Genomic DNA, 14,116 nt, shown 5'->3' on the forward strand with positions numbered 1-14,116 from the left:
GCCCGTTCATCGCGCCGCCGCCACGCTTTCGCGGCGCAGGGCCCGCAGGGCGGCCGGCACGTCGCGGCGCATGGCCAGAGCCGCCAGGCCGCTGGGCATGCCGAACGGCGCGCTCGCCCGATTCTCGTAGGTGACCCGCGTGGTCCTGCCGCCGTCGATCGGTTCGAGCAGCCACTGGCCCTCGCAGTCCTTGATGTCGCCGCCCTCGCAGCGGAAGGCGATGCGGCGATAGGGCTCGAGCGTCAGGCGCGAGGTCGAGTGCAGCGCCGGCAGCAGGAAGCTCCACTTGACCACATGCTCGCGCACTTCACCGCGGCCGGAGGCGTCGCGCGACAGCACGGTGCAGCGCTTGACGCTGGGGGTCATGCGCGCGGCCCGCTCGCAGTCGAGGATGGTGGCCCACACCGCCTGGGGCGGGGCGGCGATGTCGATCATCGCCCGCACCGCGCCGCCGCGACCGCTGGGGTCGGCATGGGCTTCCAGGGCGATGTCGCCGCTCTCGATCTTGCGCAGCCAGTCGGGATTGACCGCCTGGCCCCAAGCGGAGGCGGGGCCGATCAGCATCACCAACGCAACGACTAGGGCTCGGCCTCGCATGGGGTGAAGGCTAGAGCTTTCCGGGGTTGGATTGAACCCGCTTATTCCGGAAGGGGGACAGGCGCCCGCGCCCGTCCCCATCGGTTGAGCCCTAGGCGTGCGCCCGGTTCTTCACCAGGTCGTCGACCACCGACGGATCGGCCAGGGTCGAGGTGTCGCCCAGGCTGCCCAGTTCGTTCTCGGCGATCTTGCGCAAGATGCGGCGCATGATCTTGCCCGAGCGGGTCTTGGGCAGGCCCGGGGCCCATTGCAGGACGTCCGGCGCGGCGAACGGGCCGATCTCCTGGCGCACCCAGAGGATCAGTTGCTTGCGCAGGTCCTCGGTGGCCTCGATCCCCGACTTCAGCGTCACATAGGCGTAGACGCCCTGGCCCTTGATGTCGTGCGGGTAGCCGACCACGGCGGCCTCGGCGACGGCCTCGTGGGCGACCAGGGCGCTTTCGATCTCGGCGGTGCCCAGGCGGTGGCCCGAGACGTTGATCACGTCGTCGACCCGGCCGGTGATCCAGTAATAGCCGTCCTCGTCGCGCTTGCAGCCGTCGCCGGTGAAGTACTTGCCCGGATAGGCCGAGAAATAGGTGGCGAAGAACCGGTCGTGGTCGCCGTAGACGCCGCGCATCTGGCCAGGCCAGCTGTCGGTGATGACGAGGTTGCCCTCGGTCGCCCCCTCCAGGACCTTGCCCTCGGCGTCGACCAGCTGGAGCTTCACGCCCGGCAGGGGTTTGGTGGCCGAGCCGGGCTTCAGGGCCGTGGCGCCGGGCAGGGGCGAGACCAGGATCCCGCCGGTCTCGGTCTGCCACCAGGTGTCGACGATCGGCAGGCGGTCCTTGCCGACCACGCGATGGTACCAGAGCCAGGCTTCCGGATTGATCGGCTCGCCGACGCTGCCCAGCAGGCGCAGGGACGACAGGTCGTTCTTGGTCACGTGCTCGTCGCCCTCGCGCATCAGGGCGCGCAGGGCGGTGGGGGCGGTGTAGAAGATCTCGACCTGGTGCTTGTCGACCACCTCCCAGAACCGGGCCGGGGTCGGATAGTTGGGCACGCCCTCGAAGATCAGGCTGGTCCCGCCATTGGCCAGCGGGCCGTAGACCACATAGCTGTGGCCGGTCACCCAGCCGACGTCGGCCGTGCACCAGAAGACCTCGCCGGGCCGGTAGTCGAAGACCACCTCGTGGGTCCAGCTGGCCCAGGTCAAATAGCCGCCGGTGGTGTGCATCACCCCCTTGGGCTTACCCGTCGAGCCGGAGGTGTAGAGGATAAACAGCGGATCCTCGGCGTTCATCGGCTCGGGCGCGCAATCGGTCGAGGCGGCGGGCTGGACGTCGTCCCAGACCACGTCGCGGCCCTCGACGATGGGAACCTCGGCGCCGGTCCAGCGGATCAGCAGCACCTTGTCGACGTCGGGACACTGCTCCAGCGCCTTGTCGACATTGGCCTTCAGCGGCACGCGCTTGCCGCCGCGACGGCCCTGGTCGGCGGTGATCACCAGGCGGCTTTCGCAGTCCTGGATGCGGCCGGCGATCGAGTCCGGCGAGAAGCCGCCGAACACCACCGAGTGGATCGCCCCGATCCGCGCGCAGGCCAGCATGGCCACGGCCGCCAGCGGGATCATCGGCAGGTAGATGGTGATCCGGTCGCCCTTCTTGGCGCCCAGGTCCTTGAGCACATTGGCCATCTGGCAGACCTGCGCGTGCAGCTCGCCATAGGTGACCTTGAACGACGTGTCCGGCTCGTCGCCTTCGAACACCAGGGCCACGTCGTCCTTGCGGTGCGGCAGGTGGCGGTCCAGGCAGTTGGCCGAGGCGTTCAGCACCCCGTCGGCGTACCAGTGGATGTGGAAGTCGTCCTTGGCGAACGAGACGTCCTTGATCTTGGTCGGGGCGTGGATCCAGTCCAGCCGGCCGGCCAGGTCGCGCCAATAGCCCTCGGGGTCGGACTCGACCCGCGTCCACGCGGCCTCATAGCCGGCGGCGTCGATATGGGCCTTGCCCGCCCAGTCGTCGGGAACCGGAAAAACCTGTCCGTCGCTCAACGCCTCTACTCCCATGATCTTGTTGCGGCGGAGTTATGCGCGGCGGGACGCGTCGCGCAAGAAGACCACTGCGGTTTCTTCGCGCGTTCAGGGCGCGGTGTAGTCACTGCAATCGGGCAAGGGGCTGTCGGGCGCGTAGGCGTCCGACGCCGGGTCGAGGGCGAAGACGCGCCGATAGCTGCAGGCGGGGTCGCGGGCCGCGACCAGATCACTCGGTTTCAGCCGGCCCCGCGCCGTCGAATCTCCGTTCCGAGACGCGCCGGCGGGAAAGGCGGTCGCCTGGGTCTCGAACCGAAAGCGCGGCGGACCCGAGGCGGTGGTCGGATCCAGGATCAGGTCGCCGCCGAAGCTGTACTCGTCGTGACACGCCCCGCGCCGCGCCTTCATGTCCCGTTCGTCGAAACAGGCGCGGATCATTAGCGAGCCCGAGATCGGCGCGGTCAGGACCGGCTTGGCCTCTTCGCCCACCGCCCGGACCAGCGTGAGCGCCGTGGCGCCGCCGCCACCGCCGGAATAGCTGGTGCTGACATGGCGCTCGACCCCGACCAGCACGCCCGGCTCGGCGCCGGCGACGCGGACGATAGACGGCCACAGCGCGATCTCGTCATCGTTGTCGTCGCCCAGCTCCAGCATCGCGACGGGCTGATGGCCGGGCGGCATGCCCGCGAAGACGTACAGCGTCGAGGTGTTCTGATCGACGTCGCGGCTGATCTGCGCGCACCAGGCGCGATCGGCGGTGCAATGGAGCGGCGGCGCGCCCTCGACGCCGTTCGGCGGCAGGGCGGCGAAGGCCTCGAGCCGGTTGCCGGCCAGGTCACGAGTCGGACCCTGGGCTGGCGGCGCGGCCGTCGAGGCGGCGAGGACCAGGGCGAGCACGATCGGTGTCATCAGGGCCTCGGCTTGGGACGGCGTACGCCTCGCCTAGCGGGTTTGGCGCGCGCCGTCCAAGGCTTGCGGATCAGGCGGGCTGCTTGACCACCCGCAGATAGGGCTTCTGCTCGTCCCAGCCGTTCGGGAAGAGTGCCTTGGCCGCCTCGTTGGTCACCGACGGCACGATGATCACGTCGCCGCCCTGGGTCCAGTTGGCGGGGGTGGCCACCTTGTGGCCGTCGGTCAGCTGCAGGCTGTCGATCACCCGCAGGATCTCGTCGAAGTTCCGTCCGGTCGAGGCCGGATAGGTCAGGGTCAGCCGCAGCTTCTTGTTCGGGTCGATGATGAACACCGAGCGCACGGTCAGGGTGTCCGAGGCGTTGGGATGGATCATGCCGTAGAGGTCGGACACCGAGCGGTCGGTGTCGGCGATCAGGGGGAAATTGAGCTTCTGCCCCTGGGTCTCCTCGATGTCGGCCGCCCAGCCGCCGTGGTTCTCCAGGCCGTCCACCGACAGGCCGATCACCTTGACGTTCCGCTTGTCGAATTCCGGCTTCAGCCGGGCCACCGCGCCCAGCTCGGTGGTGCAGACCGGGGTGAAGTCCTTGGGGTGCGAGAACAGCACCACCCACGAACCCTGTGACCAGTCGTGGAAGTGGATCGGACCTTCGGTCGAGGCCTGGGTGAAGTCCGGAACGATGTCGCCGAGCTGCAGGGTCATGGAGGGCTTTCCTGTCCGCCAAAATAGGGTCGGCTTCGCTGTTGGATGGGCGTAAAGCCGTGCCCAAGTTGTAGGCGCGGCGCGTGTAGGCCGCCGCCCAGGATTTCTCGCGGAGTTTCCAGCCATGCTGCTCGCCCTTTCGACCTGGCCCGAGATCGAGGCCTATCTGGCGACGTCGAAGACGGTGGTGGTGCCGATCGGCTCCAACGAGCAGCACGGACCCACGGGCCTGCTGGGCACCGACTGGCTATGCCCGGAGATCATTTCGCACGAGGCGTCCAAGCTGTCGGAAACCGTGCTGGTGGCCCCGACTTTCAATGTCGGCATGGCCCAGCACCACCTGGCCTTTCCGGGCACCATCTTCCTGCGGCCTTCGACCTTCATCGCCGCGATCGGCGACTGGGTGCGTTCGCTGGGCGCCCACGGCTTCGAGAAGATCTATTTCCTCAACGGCCACGGCGGCAACGTCGCCTCGATCGAGGCGGCCTTCTCGGAGATCTACGCCGAGTACAGCTTCCGCAAGGAGCGCGCGCCGTTCGCCCTGAAGCTGAAGAACTGGTGGGACCTGAAGGGCGTGCTGAGTCTCGCCAACCAGCAGTTCCCGACCGGCCACGGCAGCCACGCCACCCCGTCCGAGATCGCGGTGACCCAGTGGGGCTATCCGGACACCATCAAGGATGTCCCGTATTCGCCGAAGATCGCGCCCACTGGCCCGATCCGCGAGGCCCTGGACTTCCGCGCCCGCTACGCCGATGGCCGCATGGGCTCGGACCCGGCCCAGGCCACGCCCGAAAAGGGCGGCGCGCTGGTGGCCCAGGCGGCCAGGTCGCTGATCGAGGATCTGGCCGACTTCTCGGCCGAGAAGCGGATCTAGGTCATTACCCCTCTCCCCTTGCGGGAGAGGGTGGCCTCGCGGAGCGAGGTCGGGTGAGGGGTTGAAAGCCGGTTCAGCCGCGAGCAACGGTCAGGCCTGTGCGACCCCTCATCCGTCGGCTTCGCCGACACCTTCTCCCGCAAGGGGAGAAGGAATTTTACCGCGGGATCTCGGCGATCTTGGTCAGGGCCACCTGGCGGTACACCGCGGTGATCTCGAAATAGCGGCCGAAGGCGCCGAAGAACTGGTCGACAGCCTGCTTCACGCCGGGGCCGCCGATCTCGCTGATGTCGTGCCAGTAGTCGTCCAGCACCATCATGCCGCCCACGCTGAGCAGGCTGGCGCAGAAGCACAGGTCGATCAGCACGGCCAGGGCCGTGTGGCTGCCGTCGACATAGATCAGGTCGAACTGCTCGCCCGCCGCCAGCATCTTGGGCAGCTCGTAGGTCGAAAAGCCCTTGTGCGCCGTCATCGAGCGGAAGCCGGTCTTGGCCATGTTGCGGCGAAAGCGCGGCTCGACCGCGTGGTATTTCTCTTCCGGGTTCAGGGTCTCGTCGAACCAGGGATCGATCACCGTCACGTCCAGGCGCCCGGGGATCAGCCAGTCCATGAAGGCCAGGTTGCGGCCCTCATAGGCCCCGATCTCCAAGTAGCGGAACGGCGCCAGCTCGCCGCGCTTGGCCGAGAACTCGCGCAGCAGCGGGGTGACGAACGGGATGTTGTTCGAAGCCCAGCCCGAGGTGAACTCGTAGCCGACCTTCTCGCTGTGGGCGTTGAAGGCGTCGACCACCGAAGGATCGCGCTTGGCCAGCATCGTGCGGGCCAGGTTTGGGGCGAAGCGCGGATTGACCTTGGCGAACGAGCGCAGCTTGGCGCCCAGGCCGCGCGCGTCGTGGGCGTCGGTCAGTTCGGCGTCGAAAGAGGTCGTGGAGCCGTCGGCCATGGCGCGGTGTCCCGGTTGTCAGTCGGGGAAAACGATAGCGCCAAGGGGTTAAGGAACGGTCAGGTGGTGAAACTGGCGATCGGCCCGTTCCGCAGGGTGCTCCAGCCGGAGTGCAGCACGCCGTGCTCCGTATAGTGGGTCCACAGCATTTCGGAGGGGGCCAGGGTCAGGCGCTCGACGGTCGATCCGTCGGTCTGGGCCTGCAGCTGGATGTCGGCGACCGCCGCGTCGCGCAGGGCGATGCTGAAGACCAGGACGCCGTTGCCGACCCTGTGAAGATAGCTGGGTTGCTCGTGGCCCACGCCCAGGGGCCGGGCGCGCAGGCAGAACTCGTAGAGCTTCACCGACAGGGCGTCGACAGGCTTGATCACGGTGAACGCCGTGGCCGGCGGCGCGGCCGGGGAGGCGGGCGCCTTCAGGTCCTGGCCGAAGGCGATCAACTGGACGCATCGACCGGGATCGAAGCCGCCCTGCACGGCGGCGGGCAGGCCGTCCAGCTTGGGGGTGGCCCAAGGCGCGACGAGGTCCGCATCGCCCGGCTGCAGCAGAATGATGTCCATGGCGCGCCCCTCTCGTTCCGGTGGCGCGGACCCTAACCTTCACCTTTACGTTTGGCGACCGGCGTTATTTCAGGCGGTGACGATCGACCCGCCCTCGACCCGTACGGGCCAGGGCGTCAGGGCCACGTTCTGGCAGGGGCCGGCCACCATCGCCCCGTCCTCGATGCGGAACAGAGCGGCGTGGCCGGCGCAGAGGATCAGGTCGTTCTCGCGGGTCAGGAACCGGCCGTTGGGTCCGGCCAGCGGCCAGCCGGCGTGCGGGCAGCTGTCGACATAGCCGACGAGGGTCTCGCCGCGCCGCACCACGAAGCCGGCGAAGACCGCGTCCTCGACCCGGAAGCGAAAGCCGCGCGCGCCGGGCGAGGCGACCTCGTCCAGCGGGCACAGCACGGTTCCGGGCGCGGGGCGAGCGGGGTTCACGGCGCGGCCGCGTTGGCGACGGCGTCGATCCCCACCGGCCATTCGTGGATGTCGATCCGCGCGAACAGCCCGGCCTGGGTGTAGGGATCGGCGGCGGAGAAGCGTCGCGCGGCGGCCAGGTCGGCGCACTCGACCGCCATCAGCGAGCCGCACATCGCCCCGGCCTCGTCCAGCAGATAGGCGCCGAACCGGTATTGGGCCGCCTCGGCGCGGACATAGGCCAGGTGCGCGGGCCGTGTCGCCGCGCGCAGCGTCGCGGCGTCCGGCCGGTCCAGGCAGTGCAGGGCGAACAGCGGCATCGCGGCTAGAGCGAACCCACCGCCAGCCGCCAGGTGTGGATCTCGACGCTCTCGAAGATGCCGGCCTTGGTGTAGGGGTCGTTGTCGGCCTGGGCCTGGGCGGCGGCCTTGTCGTCGGCCTCGACGATCAGGATCGAGCCGACCGGATTGCCGTCGTCGTCCAGCAGCGCGCCGGCCAGCTTCAGGATCTTGGATTCGGCGAGATAGGCCAGGTGCTGGGGGCGCGTGGCCAGGCGGGTCTCGAGCGCGCCGGGCTTGTCGCGGCAGCTGATGGCGAAGAGCGGCATCGGTGTGGTCCTTGGCGAAGTGGGTCGGTGTGCGAAATCCTCGTCCTTCGACAAGCTCAGGATGAGGATTTCGAATGGAAGTTCGGCGTTAAAGTCGCCCTCATCCTGAGCTGTCGAAGGACGAGGGCGGCCTCCTAGACCTCGGCCTTCAGCGGCCGCGACAGCAGGCCCAGGATGGCGCTGTCGACATCGACCTCGCCGGCCAGGATGGCGGCGACGGCCTCGCAGATCGGGGTCTCGACGTTCAGGGAGCGGGCCAGGGCGCGCACGGCGGGGGCGGAGGCCACGCCCTCGGCCACCGAGACCTTGCCGGCCAGGGCCTGGTCCAGGGTCTGGCCGCCGCCCAGGGCCAGGCCGACGCTCATGTTGCGCGACTGGGGGCTGGAGCAGGTCAGGACCAGGTCGCCCAGGCCGCACAGGCCGGCAACCGTCTCGCTCTTGCCGCCGAGGGCGACGGCCAGGCGGGTCAGCTCGGCGAAGCCGCGGGTGATCAGGGCGGCGTGGGCGCTGCGGCCCAGGCCTTTGCCCTCGGAGATGCCGCAGGCGATGGCCAGGACGTTCTTGACCGCCCCGCCGGCCTCGGCCCCGATCACGTCGTCGGCCCAGTAGGGGCGGAAGGTGGGGATGGCGATGGCCTGGCCGATCTTCCGGCCCAGGGCCTCGTCCTCGCAGGCCAAGGTCACGGCCGTCGGCAGGCCGCGCGCCACCTCGCCGGCGAAGCTGGGACCCGACAGCACGGCGATCGGCTGGCCCGGCAGCACCTCGGCCGCTACGTCGCTCATCAGTTTCAGCGTGCCTTGCTCGACGCCCTTGGAGCACAGCACCACCGGGACGCCGGCCTTCAGGTGCGGTTTCAGCGCCGTGATCGCCGAGCGCAGGTGCTGGGCCGGCGGCACGGCCAGGATCAGGTCGCACGCCGACAGCGCGGCCATGTCGGCCGAGGCGGTGATCGCCGCTTCCAGCGTCACCCCGGCTAGGAACATCGTGTTCTCGCGGTCAGCGGCGATCGAGGCCACGACCTCGGGCTCACGGGCCTGCAGGGTCACTTGGAGACCGGCCCGGGCCGCGACCTGGGCCAGGGCGGTGCCCCAGGCCCCGGCGCCGATGACGCCGACGTGCTGAAAGGTCATGCCTTGGCTCCCTTGCGACCGAAACTGTTGCTCGGATTGGATAACGCGGCGGCCTCGTCCAGCGGCCAACGCGGACGCGCCACGGCGTCCAGATCGTCGGAAATGCCGATCGCCAGCCGCTCGGCTCCGGCCAGGGCGATCATGGCGGCGTTGTCGGTGCAGTAGGCCAGGGGCGGGGCGTCGAAGGAAAAGCTGTTGTCGGCGCAGTTCTTCCGCAAGGCTTCCTTCACCGCGCCGTTGGCCGCCACGCCGCCAGCCACGACAAAGCGCAGATTCTGGCCCGGATGGCTGGCGGCGTAGAGCTTCATGGCCCGGTCGGTGCGTTCGGACAGCTGGCGGGCGATGGCGAACTGGACGGCGGCGGCGAGGTCGGCGCGCTCGGTCTCGGAGGTGACCTTCTCGGCCAGCCGGGCGGCGGCGGTCTTCAGGCCCGAGAACGAGAAGTCGCAGTCCTTGCGGCCCAGCAGGGCGCGGGGCAGGTCGAACTTGGTGGGATCGCCGGACTTGGCCAACGCCTCAAGGGCCGGGCCGCCAGGATACGGCAGGCCCAGGCTCTTGGCGATCTTGTCGAAGGCCTCGCCGGCCGCGTCGTCGATGGTGGTGCCCAGGCGGGTGCAGGCGCCCACGCCAGCCACTTCCAGCAACTGGCAGTGACCGCCGCTGACCAGCAGCAGCAGGAACGGATAGTCGATCGAGGCGCCCAGCCGGGCCGAGACCGCGTGGCCTTCCAGATGGTTGACCGCCACCAGCGGAAGATCCCGGGCCAGGGCCACGGCCTTGCCGAACGCCAGACCGACCATCACCCCGCCCACGAGGCCCGGTCCGGCGGTGGCCGCCACGCCGTCCAGGGCGTCGAAGCCGATGCCGGCCGCGCGCATGGCCTCGGCCGCGACGCTGTCGATGACCTCGACATGCGCGCGGGCGGCGATCTCGGGCACCACCCCGCCGAACGGGGCGTGCTGCTCGAACTGGGTGCCGACGATCGACGACAGCACCTCGACACGGCCGTCCTCGTCCCGGCGCACGACGGACGCGGCGGTCTCGTCGCAGCTGGTTTCGAGGCCCAGGATCGTGAGGGCCGATTTCGTAAGGGTCGTCATGCGGTTGCGGGGTTCCCGCCGCTCCTGTAGCAGCGAAGGCGAATTTCAGCCTTGCAGGTAACGTCCCGACAGTGTCCCGGCAACCCATCCGCATCGGCGCGCGCGGCTCCAAGCTGTCGCTGGCCCAGTCCGGCCTGATGCAGGCCCGCATCGCCAAGGCCCTGGGGTGGGATGGCGCGAGCGACATCGACGCCTACGCCCAGCTGATCCCGATCGTCACCAGCGGCGACCGCATCCAGGATCGCCGGCTGATGGAGATCGGCGGAAAAGGCCTCTTCACCAAGGAGATCGAAGAGGCGCTGCTGGACGGCCGCATCGACTGCGCCATCCATTCGCTGAAGGACATGCCGGCCGAACTGCCGCCGGGCCTGGTGCTGGCCGCCGTGCCCGAGCGCGAGGATCCCCGCGACGCCTTCATCAGCCACGTGGCCGAGCGGTTGGAAGACCTGCCCAAGGGCGCGCGCCTGGGCACCGCCTCGCTACGTCGCCAGGCCCAGGCCCTGCATGTGCGGCCCGACCTGGAGGTCGTCATGCTGCGCGGCAATGTCGACACCCGCCTGGCCAAGCTGGAGCGCGGCGAGGCCGACGCCATCCTGCTGGCCCAGTCGGGCCTGAACCGGCTGAATCTGGGCCACATCACCAACAGCTGGCTCGACCCGCTGGCCGCCCCGCCCGCGCCGGGCCAGGGCGCCCTGGTCATCGAGACCCGCGCCGAGGATGTGGGCCTGCCGTGGCTGGAGGCCGTGCGCTGCCAGGCCACGACCCTGGCCGTCGCCGCCGAGCGCGGGGCGCTCTACGCCCTGGAGGGCTCGTGCCGCACGGCGGTCGGCGCCCATGCGCGGCTGGCCGGCCTGGACCTGACCCTGATCGTCGAGGCCCTGACCCCGGACGGCGTCCAGCGCTTCCGTCGCGAGGGTTCGGTGACGCTGTCGCAGATCGACGCCACCGAGGAAGCCCGGGCCCTGGGCCTGGACCTGGGCGGCGCCGTCCGCGCCGAGGGCGGTCCGGCCCTGATCCTGACCGAGTAGAGCCATGGCGGACGGCGCGCGGCGGATCTGGGTCACCCGGGCCTCGCCGGGCGCGGAGGCCACCGCCGCCCGCCTCGCCGCGATGGGCTTCGAGCCGCTGATCGACCCGTTGCTGGAGGTCCGCGACCTCTCCCCCGCCATCGACCTGGGCGACGTCGCCGCCCTGGCTTTCACCAGCGTCAATGGCGTCGCCGCCTTCGCCCGCCTGCACGGCGATCGGACCCGCCGGGTCTTCGCGGTCGGCGACCGCACGGCGCGGGCCGCGCGCGAAGCTGGCTTCACGGAGATCGCCTCCGCCGATGGCGACGTCGAGGCGCTGGCGGCCTTGATCCTGGGCCAGGCCGAGCAACTGGACGGCGCGATCCTGCACCCCTCCGCCCTCGAACCGGCGGGCGACCTGGTCTCGCCCCTGGTCGCGGCGGGACTGAGCGTCCGGCGACTGGCGGTCTACGAGGCCGTCGACCGCGCGCCCTCGCCAGAGACCCTGTCCGCGCTCGACGGGCTGGAGGCGGTGCTGCTGCACTCGCCGCGCGCCGCGCGCACATTGGCTGGATGGCTGACGCGCCATCCCGCGCCGGGCCTGCGGGCGCTGTGCCTGTCGGGCGCCGTGGCCGAGCCGCTTGGGACACTGGTTCAAGCCGGCCGGCTGAAGGCCGTGACGTCCGCGTCGCACCCGACCGAAACCGCGCTGCTGGACCGCCTCACGCTCTAGCTGAACATTGCGCGGCGCGGCGGCGTGGGGCACGAATGGCGCATGACGCTCGCTCCCGATCCCGTTGAAACCGATGCTCCGCGCGACCCGGCCCTGTACGGGCGACGTCGCCTGCTCGGGCCAGGGTTCTGGGCGCTGATCGCCTTCGGGCTGGTCTGTGTCGCGGCCGGCGCGGGCCTGGCGCGATTCGGGCCGACCTGGTTCCCGCACGCCGAGACGCCGCCCGTGGTCCAGCCGCCAGCCGGAAGCGGGGTTTCGCCGTCTCAAGTCGGATCCGGCCAGCCGCTCTATGGCGCGCCCAGCGTCGCGGTTTCGCCGCCGGCCGCCTCCGAGGACGTCGCGCAGCTGGAAGGCCGGATCGCCGTGCTCGAGACCGGCCAGCAGCGGGCGCTGGACGCCGCCGGCGCGGCCCTCGCCGCCGCCACCCTGGCCGACGCCGCCCGCACCGCGCGACCGTTCGCCGAGGAGCTGGCCAGCCTCGAACGTGTCCTGCCGCTGTCGTCCGACCTGCGCGCCCTGGCTCGCCTGGCCCAGGACGGCGCCGCGACCCGCGCGGGCCTGGCCGCCGAGTTCGAGACCCTGACCGGCCGCGCCGCCGTCGCCGCCCGCGATCCTGGCCGCAACGCCGACTTCCTGGCCCGCCTGCAACACGCCCTGTCCAGCATTGTCTCCATCCGCCAGGTGGGCACGACCCAGGGCACGACGCCCGACGCGGTGCTGGGCCGGACCCAGAAGCTGCTGAACGAAGGTGATATCGAGAGCGCCCTGACCGCCGTCGAGACCCTGCCCGCCCCGGCCCAGACCGTGCTGGCCCCCTGGCGCGCCGCCGCCGAGCGCCGGGTCGAGATCGACCGCCACATCGCCGCGATCCGGGCCGACGCCCTGGCCGGCCTGGTCCAGGTGACGCATGCGCAAGTCGGCGCCGCTGGGTCCGTCTCGTCGCCGGTGGCCCCGTGATCCGCGCGGCCGTCGTCTTCTTCCTGGTCGCGGCTCTGGCCGTAGCGGTGGTCGCCCTGACCGGCGAGCCGGGCGCGGCCAGCCTGGACTGGATGGGCTGGCGGGTCGAGATGACGGCCGCCGCCGCGGCCCTGCTGACCCTGTTCACCGCCCTGCTGGCCACCATCCTGTGGCGCGGCCTGCTGTGGGTGATCGAGGCGCCGCGCCGCGCCGCCCGCGCCCGGGCCGAGGCCAAGCGCAAGCAGGGCGTCGAGGCCCTGTCGCGGGGCTTCCTGGCCGTGGCCGCCGGCGACGGCTCCGAGGCCCGCCGCCTGGCCCAGAAGGCCTCGGAACTGGCCGAGGACGCGCCCGCCCTGGTCCGCGTGCTGGCCGCCCAGGCCGCCGAGGCGGCGGGCGATCACGTCGCCGCGCGCCAGGCCTACAACGCCATGCTCGGCTTTCCCGAGATGCGCCTGGCGGGTCTGCGCGGCCTGATGCAGACCGCCCTGGCCGAGGGCGACAAGGCTCTCGCCCTCAGGCATGCCGAGACCGCCTACGGCCTGGCCAAGACCGCCCGCTGGGCCTGGCGCGCGCTGCTGGAGGCGCGCTTGGAGGCGGGCGACTGGAAGGCGGCCCTGGCCCTGGTCCAGGGCGCGCTGGACCGCAAGATCGTCCCGCCCCTGGTCGCCGAGCGCGCCCGCGCCGCCCTGCTGGCCGCCTCGGCCGCCGGCCTGGAGGACTCCGACGACCCCAAGGTGCTGGCCCAGGCCGTGGACTTCGCGACCCAGGCCGCCAGGCTCAAGCCCGAGTTCGCGCCCGGCGTCGTGATGGCCGCGCGCCTGCAGGCCGCCGACGGCAAGGCCGCCAAGGCTGGAACCCTGATCGAGGCCGCGTGGAAACAGGCCCCGCATCCGGCCCTGTGGCTGGCCTATCGCGACCTGAAGACCAGCGAGACCCCCAAGCTGCGCGCCACGCGCTTGGCCGCCCTGGCCAATCTGAAGCCCGAGGCGCGAGAGAGCCGGCTGCTGAAGGTGGAAAGCGCCCTGATCGGCGGTGATCCGGTCGCCGCCCGCGCCGCCGCCCGGCTGCTCCCCGAGGAAGCGCTGACCGCTCGCGTGGCCGGCCTGATGGCCCGCGTCGCCTACGCCAACGGCGAGGCCGACGAGGCCCGCGCCTGGGTCGCCCGGGGCGTGGCCGCGCCGCAGGAGCCCGACTGGTCGGATCTCGACCCCGAGGGCCGCGCCTTCGCCTACGCCCGCGACGACTGGGCCCGGCTGACGGTCAGCTACGCCGAGACCGGCGAACTGATCCATCCGCGCTTCGAGCGCCGCGAACGCACGATGAGCGAGCTGCCGCAGCTGCCCTCGGCCTATGCGGAATCGACGCCGTTCGTGCGGGCGGCCGAGACCGGCGGGGCCCTGATGCCCATCCCGGACGACCCCGGAATCGGCGACGGCAGCAACGACGGCGGCCTCGATGCGCCGTCGCCGACCGAGCCCGAAACCGGCGCGCCGGCGCCCCGTCGCAAGACAGCTGCACGCCGACGCTTGGCAAGCGGCCCTCGCGCCGCTAAATAGGCCCCTCCTCGCGCCGGGTCGGTGATTTGG

General features: G+C 71.0%; 16 protein-coding genes. 5 read left to right on the forward strand and 11 right to left on the reverse strand.

Annotation, left to right across the window (positions count from 1 at the left end; translation table 11 throughout):
• Positions 1-6: 6 nt before the first annotated feature.
• The 4 genes from G3M62_RS00795 to G3M62_RS00810 all read right to left on the reverse strand — a co-directional run bounded on the left by G3M62_RS00795 (position 7) and on the right by G3M62_RS00810 (position 4,220).
• The gene (locus G3M62_RS00795; RefSeq protein ID WP_246263412.1) at positions 7-564 is read right to left on the reverse strand and encodes an SRPBCC family protein; all 558 of its coding nucleotides are present in this window, start codon (positions 562-564) and stop codon (positions 7-9) included.
• A gap of 124 nt (positions 565-688) precedes the next feature.
• Entirely contained in the window at positions 689-2,644 is a 1,956-nt protein-coding gene (gene acs, locus G3M62_RS00800) for an acetate--CoA ligase (RefSeq protein WP_165184000.1), read from the reverse strand.
• A 72-nt stretch (positions 2,645-2,716) separates the two neighbouring features.
• Complete coding sequence (locus tag G3M62_RS00805) at positions 2,717-3,517, reverse strand: hypothetical protein (RefSeq protein WP_165184001.1); 801 nt, start codon at positions 3,515-3,517, stop codon at positions 2,717-2,719.
• Positions 3,518-3,587: 70 nt separating this feature from the next.
• On the reverse strand, positions 3,588-4,220 hold the full coding sequence (locus G3M62_RS00810) for a peroxiredoxin (RefSeq protein ID WP_165184002.1): 633 nt from the start codon (positions 4,218-4,220) through the stop codon (positions 3,588-3,590).
• Between the two features lie 124 nt (positions 4,221-4,344).
• Here G3M62_RS00810 and G3M62_RS00815 point away from each other — a divergent pair, with 124 nt between their 5' ends.
• Complete coding sequence (locus tag G3M62_RS00815) at positions 4,345-5,094, forward strand: creatininase family protein (protein WP_165184003.1); 750 nt, start codon at positions 4,345-4,347, stop codon at positions 5,092-5,094.
• A 157-nt stretch (positions 5,095-5,251) separates the two neighbouring features.
• On the opposite strand, the gene G3M62_RS00820 is transcribed toward G3M62_RS00815, so the two are convergent.
• The 7 genes from G3M62_RS00820 to tsaD form a co-directional block, all read right to left on the reverse strand.
• Positions 5,252-6,037, reverse strand: coding sequence for a class I SAM-dependent methyltransferase (locus G3M62_RS00820; protein WP_165184004.1), 786 nt, complete (start codon positions 6,035-6,037; stop codon positions 5,252-5,254).
• 59 nt (positions 6,038-6,096) lie between these two features.
• Positions 6,097-6,597, reverse strand: coding sequence for a hypothetical protein (locus G3M62_RS00825; RefSeq protein WP_165184005.1), 501 nt, complete (start codon positions 6,595-6,597; stop codon positions 6,097-6,099).
• Between the two features lie 69 nt (positions 6,598-6,666).
• Positions 6,667-7,059, reverse strand: coding sequence for a Rieske (2Fe-2S) protein (locus tag G3M62_RS00830; protein ID WP_165184006.1), 393 nt, complete (start codon positions 7,057-7,059; stop codon positions 6,667-6,669).
• Positions 7,014-7,316, reverse strand: coding sequence for a YciI family protein (locus G3M62_RS00835; protein ID WP_165184007.1), 303 nt, complete (start codon positions 7,314-7,316; stop codon positions 7,014-7,016). The genes G3M62_RS00830 and G3M62_RS00835 overlap by 46 nt, the downstream gene beginning before the upstream one ends.
• A gap of 5 nt (positions 7,317-7,321) precedes the next feature.
• Positions 7,322-7,603 carry a YciI family protein gene (locus tag G3M62_RS00840; protein WP_165184008.1) on the reverse strand — a complete coding sequence of 94 codons (282 nt, stop codon included), beginning with the start codon at positions 7,601-7,603 and terminating at the stop codon, positions 7,322-7,324.
• Positions 7,604-7,737: 134 nt separating this feature from the next.
• Positions 7,738-8,733, reverse strand: a complete 996-nt coding sequence (locus tag G3M62_RS00845; protein WP_165184009.1) for an NAD(P)H-dependent glycerol-3-phosphate dehydrogenase — start codon at positions 8,731-8,733, stop codon at positions 7,738-7,740.
• Positions 8,730-9,833 carry a tRNA (adenosine(37)-N6)-threonylcarbamoyltransferase complex transferase subunit TsaD gene (tsaD, locus tag G3M62_RS00850; RefSeq protein WP_165184010.1) on the reverse strand — a complete coding sequence of 368 codons (1,104 nt, stop codon included), beginning with the start codon at positions 9,831-9,833 and terminating at the stop codon, positions 8,730-8,732. Before tsaD ends, G3M62_RS00845 begins: the two co-directional genes overlap by 4 nt.
• A gap of 71 nt (positions 9,834-9,904) precedes the next feature.
• Here tsaD and hemC point away from each other — a divergent pair, with 71 nt between their 5' ends.
• The 4 genes from hemC to G3M62_RS00870 are packed head-to-tail and all read left to right on the forward strand — an operon-like array spanning position 9,905 to position 14,086.
• Positions 9,905-10,861, forward strand: a complete 957-nt coding sequence (hemC, locus tag G3M62_RS00855; protein WP_165184011.1) for a hydroxymethylbilane synthase — start codon at positions 9,905-9,907, stop codon at positions 10,859-10,861.
• 4 nt (positions 10,862-10,865) lie between these two features.
• On the forward strand, positions 10,866-11,573 hold the full coding sequence (locus G3M62_RS00860) for a uroporphyrinogen-III synthase (protein WP_165184012.1): 708 nt from the start codon (positions 10,866-10,868) through the stop codon (positions 11,571-11,573).
• 42 nt (positions 11,574-11,615) lie between these two features.
• Entirely contained in the window at positions 11,616-12,530 is a 915-nt protein-coding gene (locus G3M62_RS00865) for a COG4223 family protein (protein WP_205691931.1), read from the forward strand.
• A complete protein-coding gene (locus G3M62_RS00870; protein WP_165184014.1) occupies positions 12,527-14,086 on the forward strand; it encodes a heme biosynthesis protein HemY in 1,560 nt (519 codons plus the stop codon). Before G3M62_RS00865 ends, G3M62_RS00870 begins: the two co-directional genes overlap by 4 nt.
• Positions 14,087-14,116: the final 30 nt, after the last annotated feature.

Origin of the sequence: Caulobacter soli, from assembly GCF_011045195.1 — a bacterium.
Lineage (GTDB): Bacteria > Pseudomonadota > Alphaproteobacteria > Caulobacterales > Caulobacteraceae > Caulobacter > Caulobacter soli.

Excerpts from the sequence above, each read along its gene's own strand:
- G3M62_RS00795 (WP_246263412.1), bottom strand. The coding sequence starts at position 564 with ATGCTGATCGGCCCCGCCTCCGCTTGGGGCCAGGCGGTCAATCCCGAC.
- acs (WP_165184000.1), bottom strand. The coding sequence starts at position 2,644 with ATGGGAGTAGAGGCGTTGAGCGACGGACAGGTTTTTCCGGTTCCCGAC.
- G3M62_RS00805 (WP_165184001.1), bottom strand. The coding sequence starts at position 3,517 with ATGACACCGATCGTGCTCGCCCTGGTCCTCGCCGCCTCGACGGCCGCG.
- G3M62_RS00810 (WP_165184002.1), bottom strand. The coding sequence starts at position 4,220 with ATGACCCTGCAGCTCGGCGACATCGTTCCGGACTTCACCCAGGCCTCG.
- G3M62_RS00815 (WP_165184003.1), top strand. The coding sequence starts at position 4,345 with ATGCTGCTCGCCCTTTCGACCTGGCCCGAGATCGAGGCCTATCTGGCG.
- G3M62_RS00820 (WP_165184004.1), bottom strand. The coding sequence starts at position 6,037 with ATGGCCGACGGCTCCACGACCTCTTTCGACGCCGAACTGACCGACGCC.
- G3M62_RS00825 (WP_165184005.1), bottom strand. The coding sequence starts at position 6,597 with ATGGACATCATTCTGCTGCAGCCGGGCGATGCGGACCTCGTCGCGCCT.
- G3M62_RS00830 (WP_165184006.1), bottom strand. The coding sequence starts at position 7,059 with ATGGCCGGTGGGGATCGACGCCGTCGCCAACGCGGCCGCGCCGTGAAC.
- G3M62_RS00835 (WP_165184007.1), bottom strand. The coding sequence starts at position 7,316 with ATGCCGCTGTTCGCCCTGCACTGCCTGGACCGGCCGGACGCCGCGACG.
- G3M62_RS00840 (WP_165184008.1), bottom strand. The coding sequence starts at position 7,603 with ATGCCGCTCTTCGCCATCAGCTGCCGCGACAAGCCCGGCGCGCTCGAG.
- G3M62_RS00845 (WP_165184009.1), bottom strand. The coding sequence starts at position 8,733 with ATGACCTTTCAGCACGTCGGCGTCATCGGCGCCGGGGCCTGGGGCACC.
- tsaD (WP_165184010.1), bottom strand. The coding sequence starts at position 9,833 with ATGACGACCCTTACGAAATCGGCCCTCACGATCCTGGGCCTCGAAACC.
- G3M62_RS00860 (WP_165184012.1), top strand. The coding sequence starts at position 10,866 with ATGGCGGACGGCGCGCGGCGGATCTGGGTCACCCGGGCCTCGCCGGGC.
- G3M62_RS00865 (WP_205691931.1), top strand. The coding sequence starts at position 11,616 with ATGACGCTCGCTCCCGATCCCGTTGAAACCGATGCTCCGCGCGACCCG.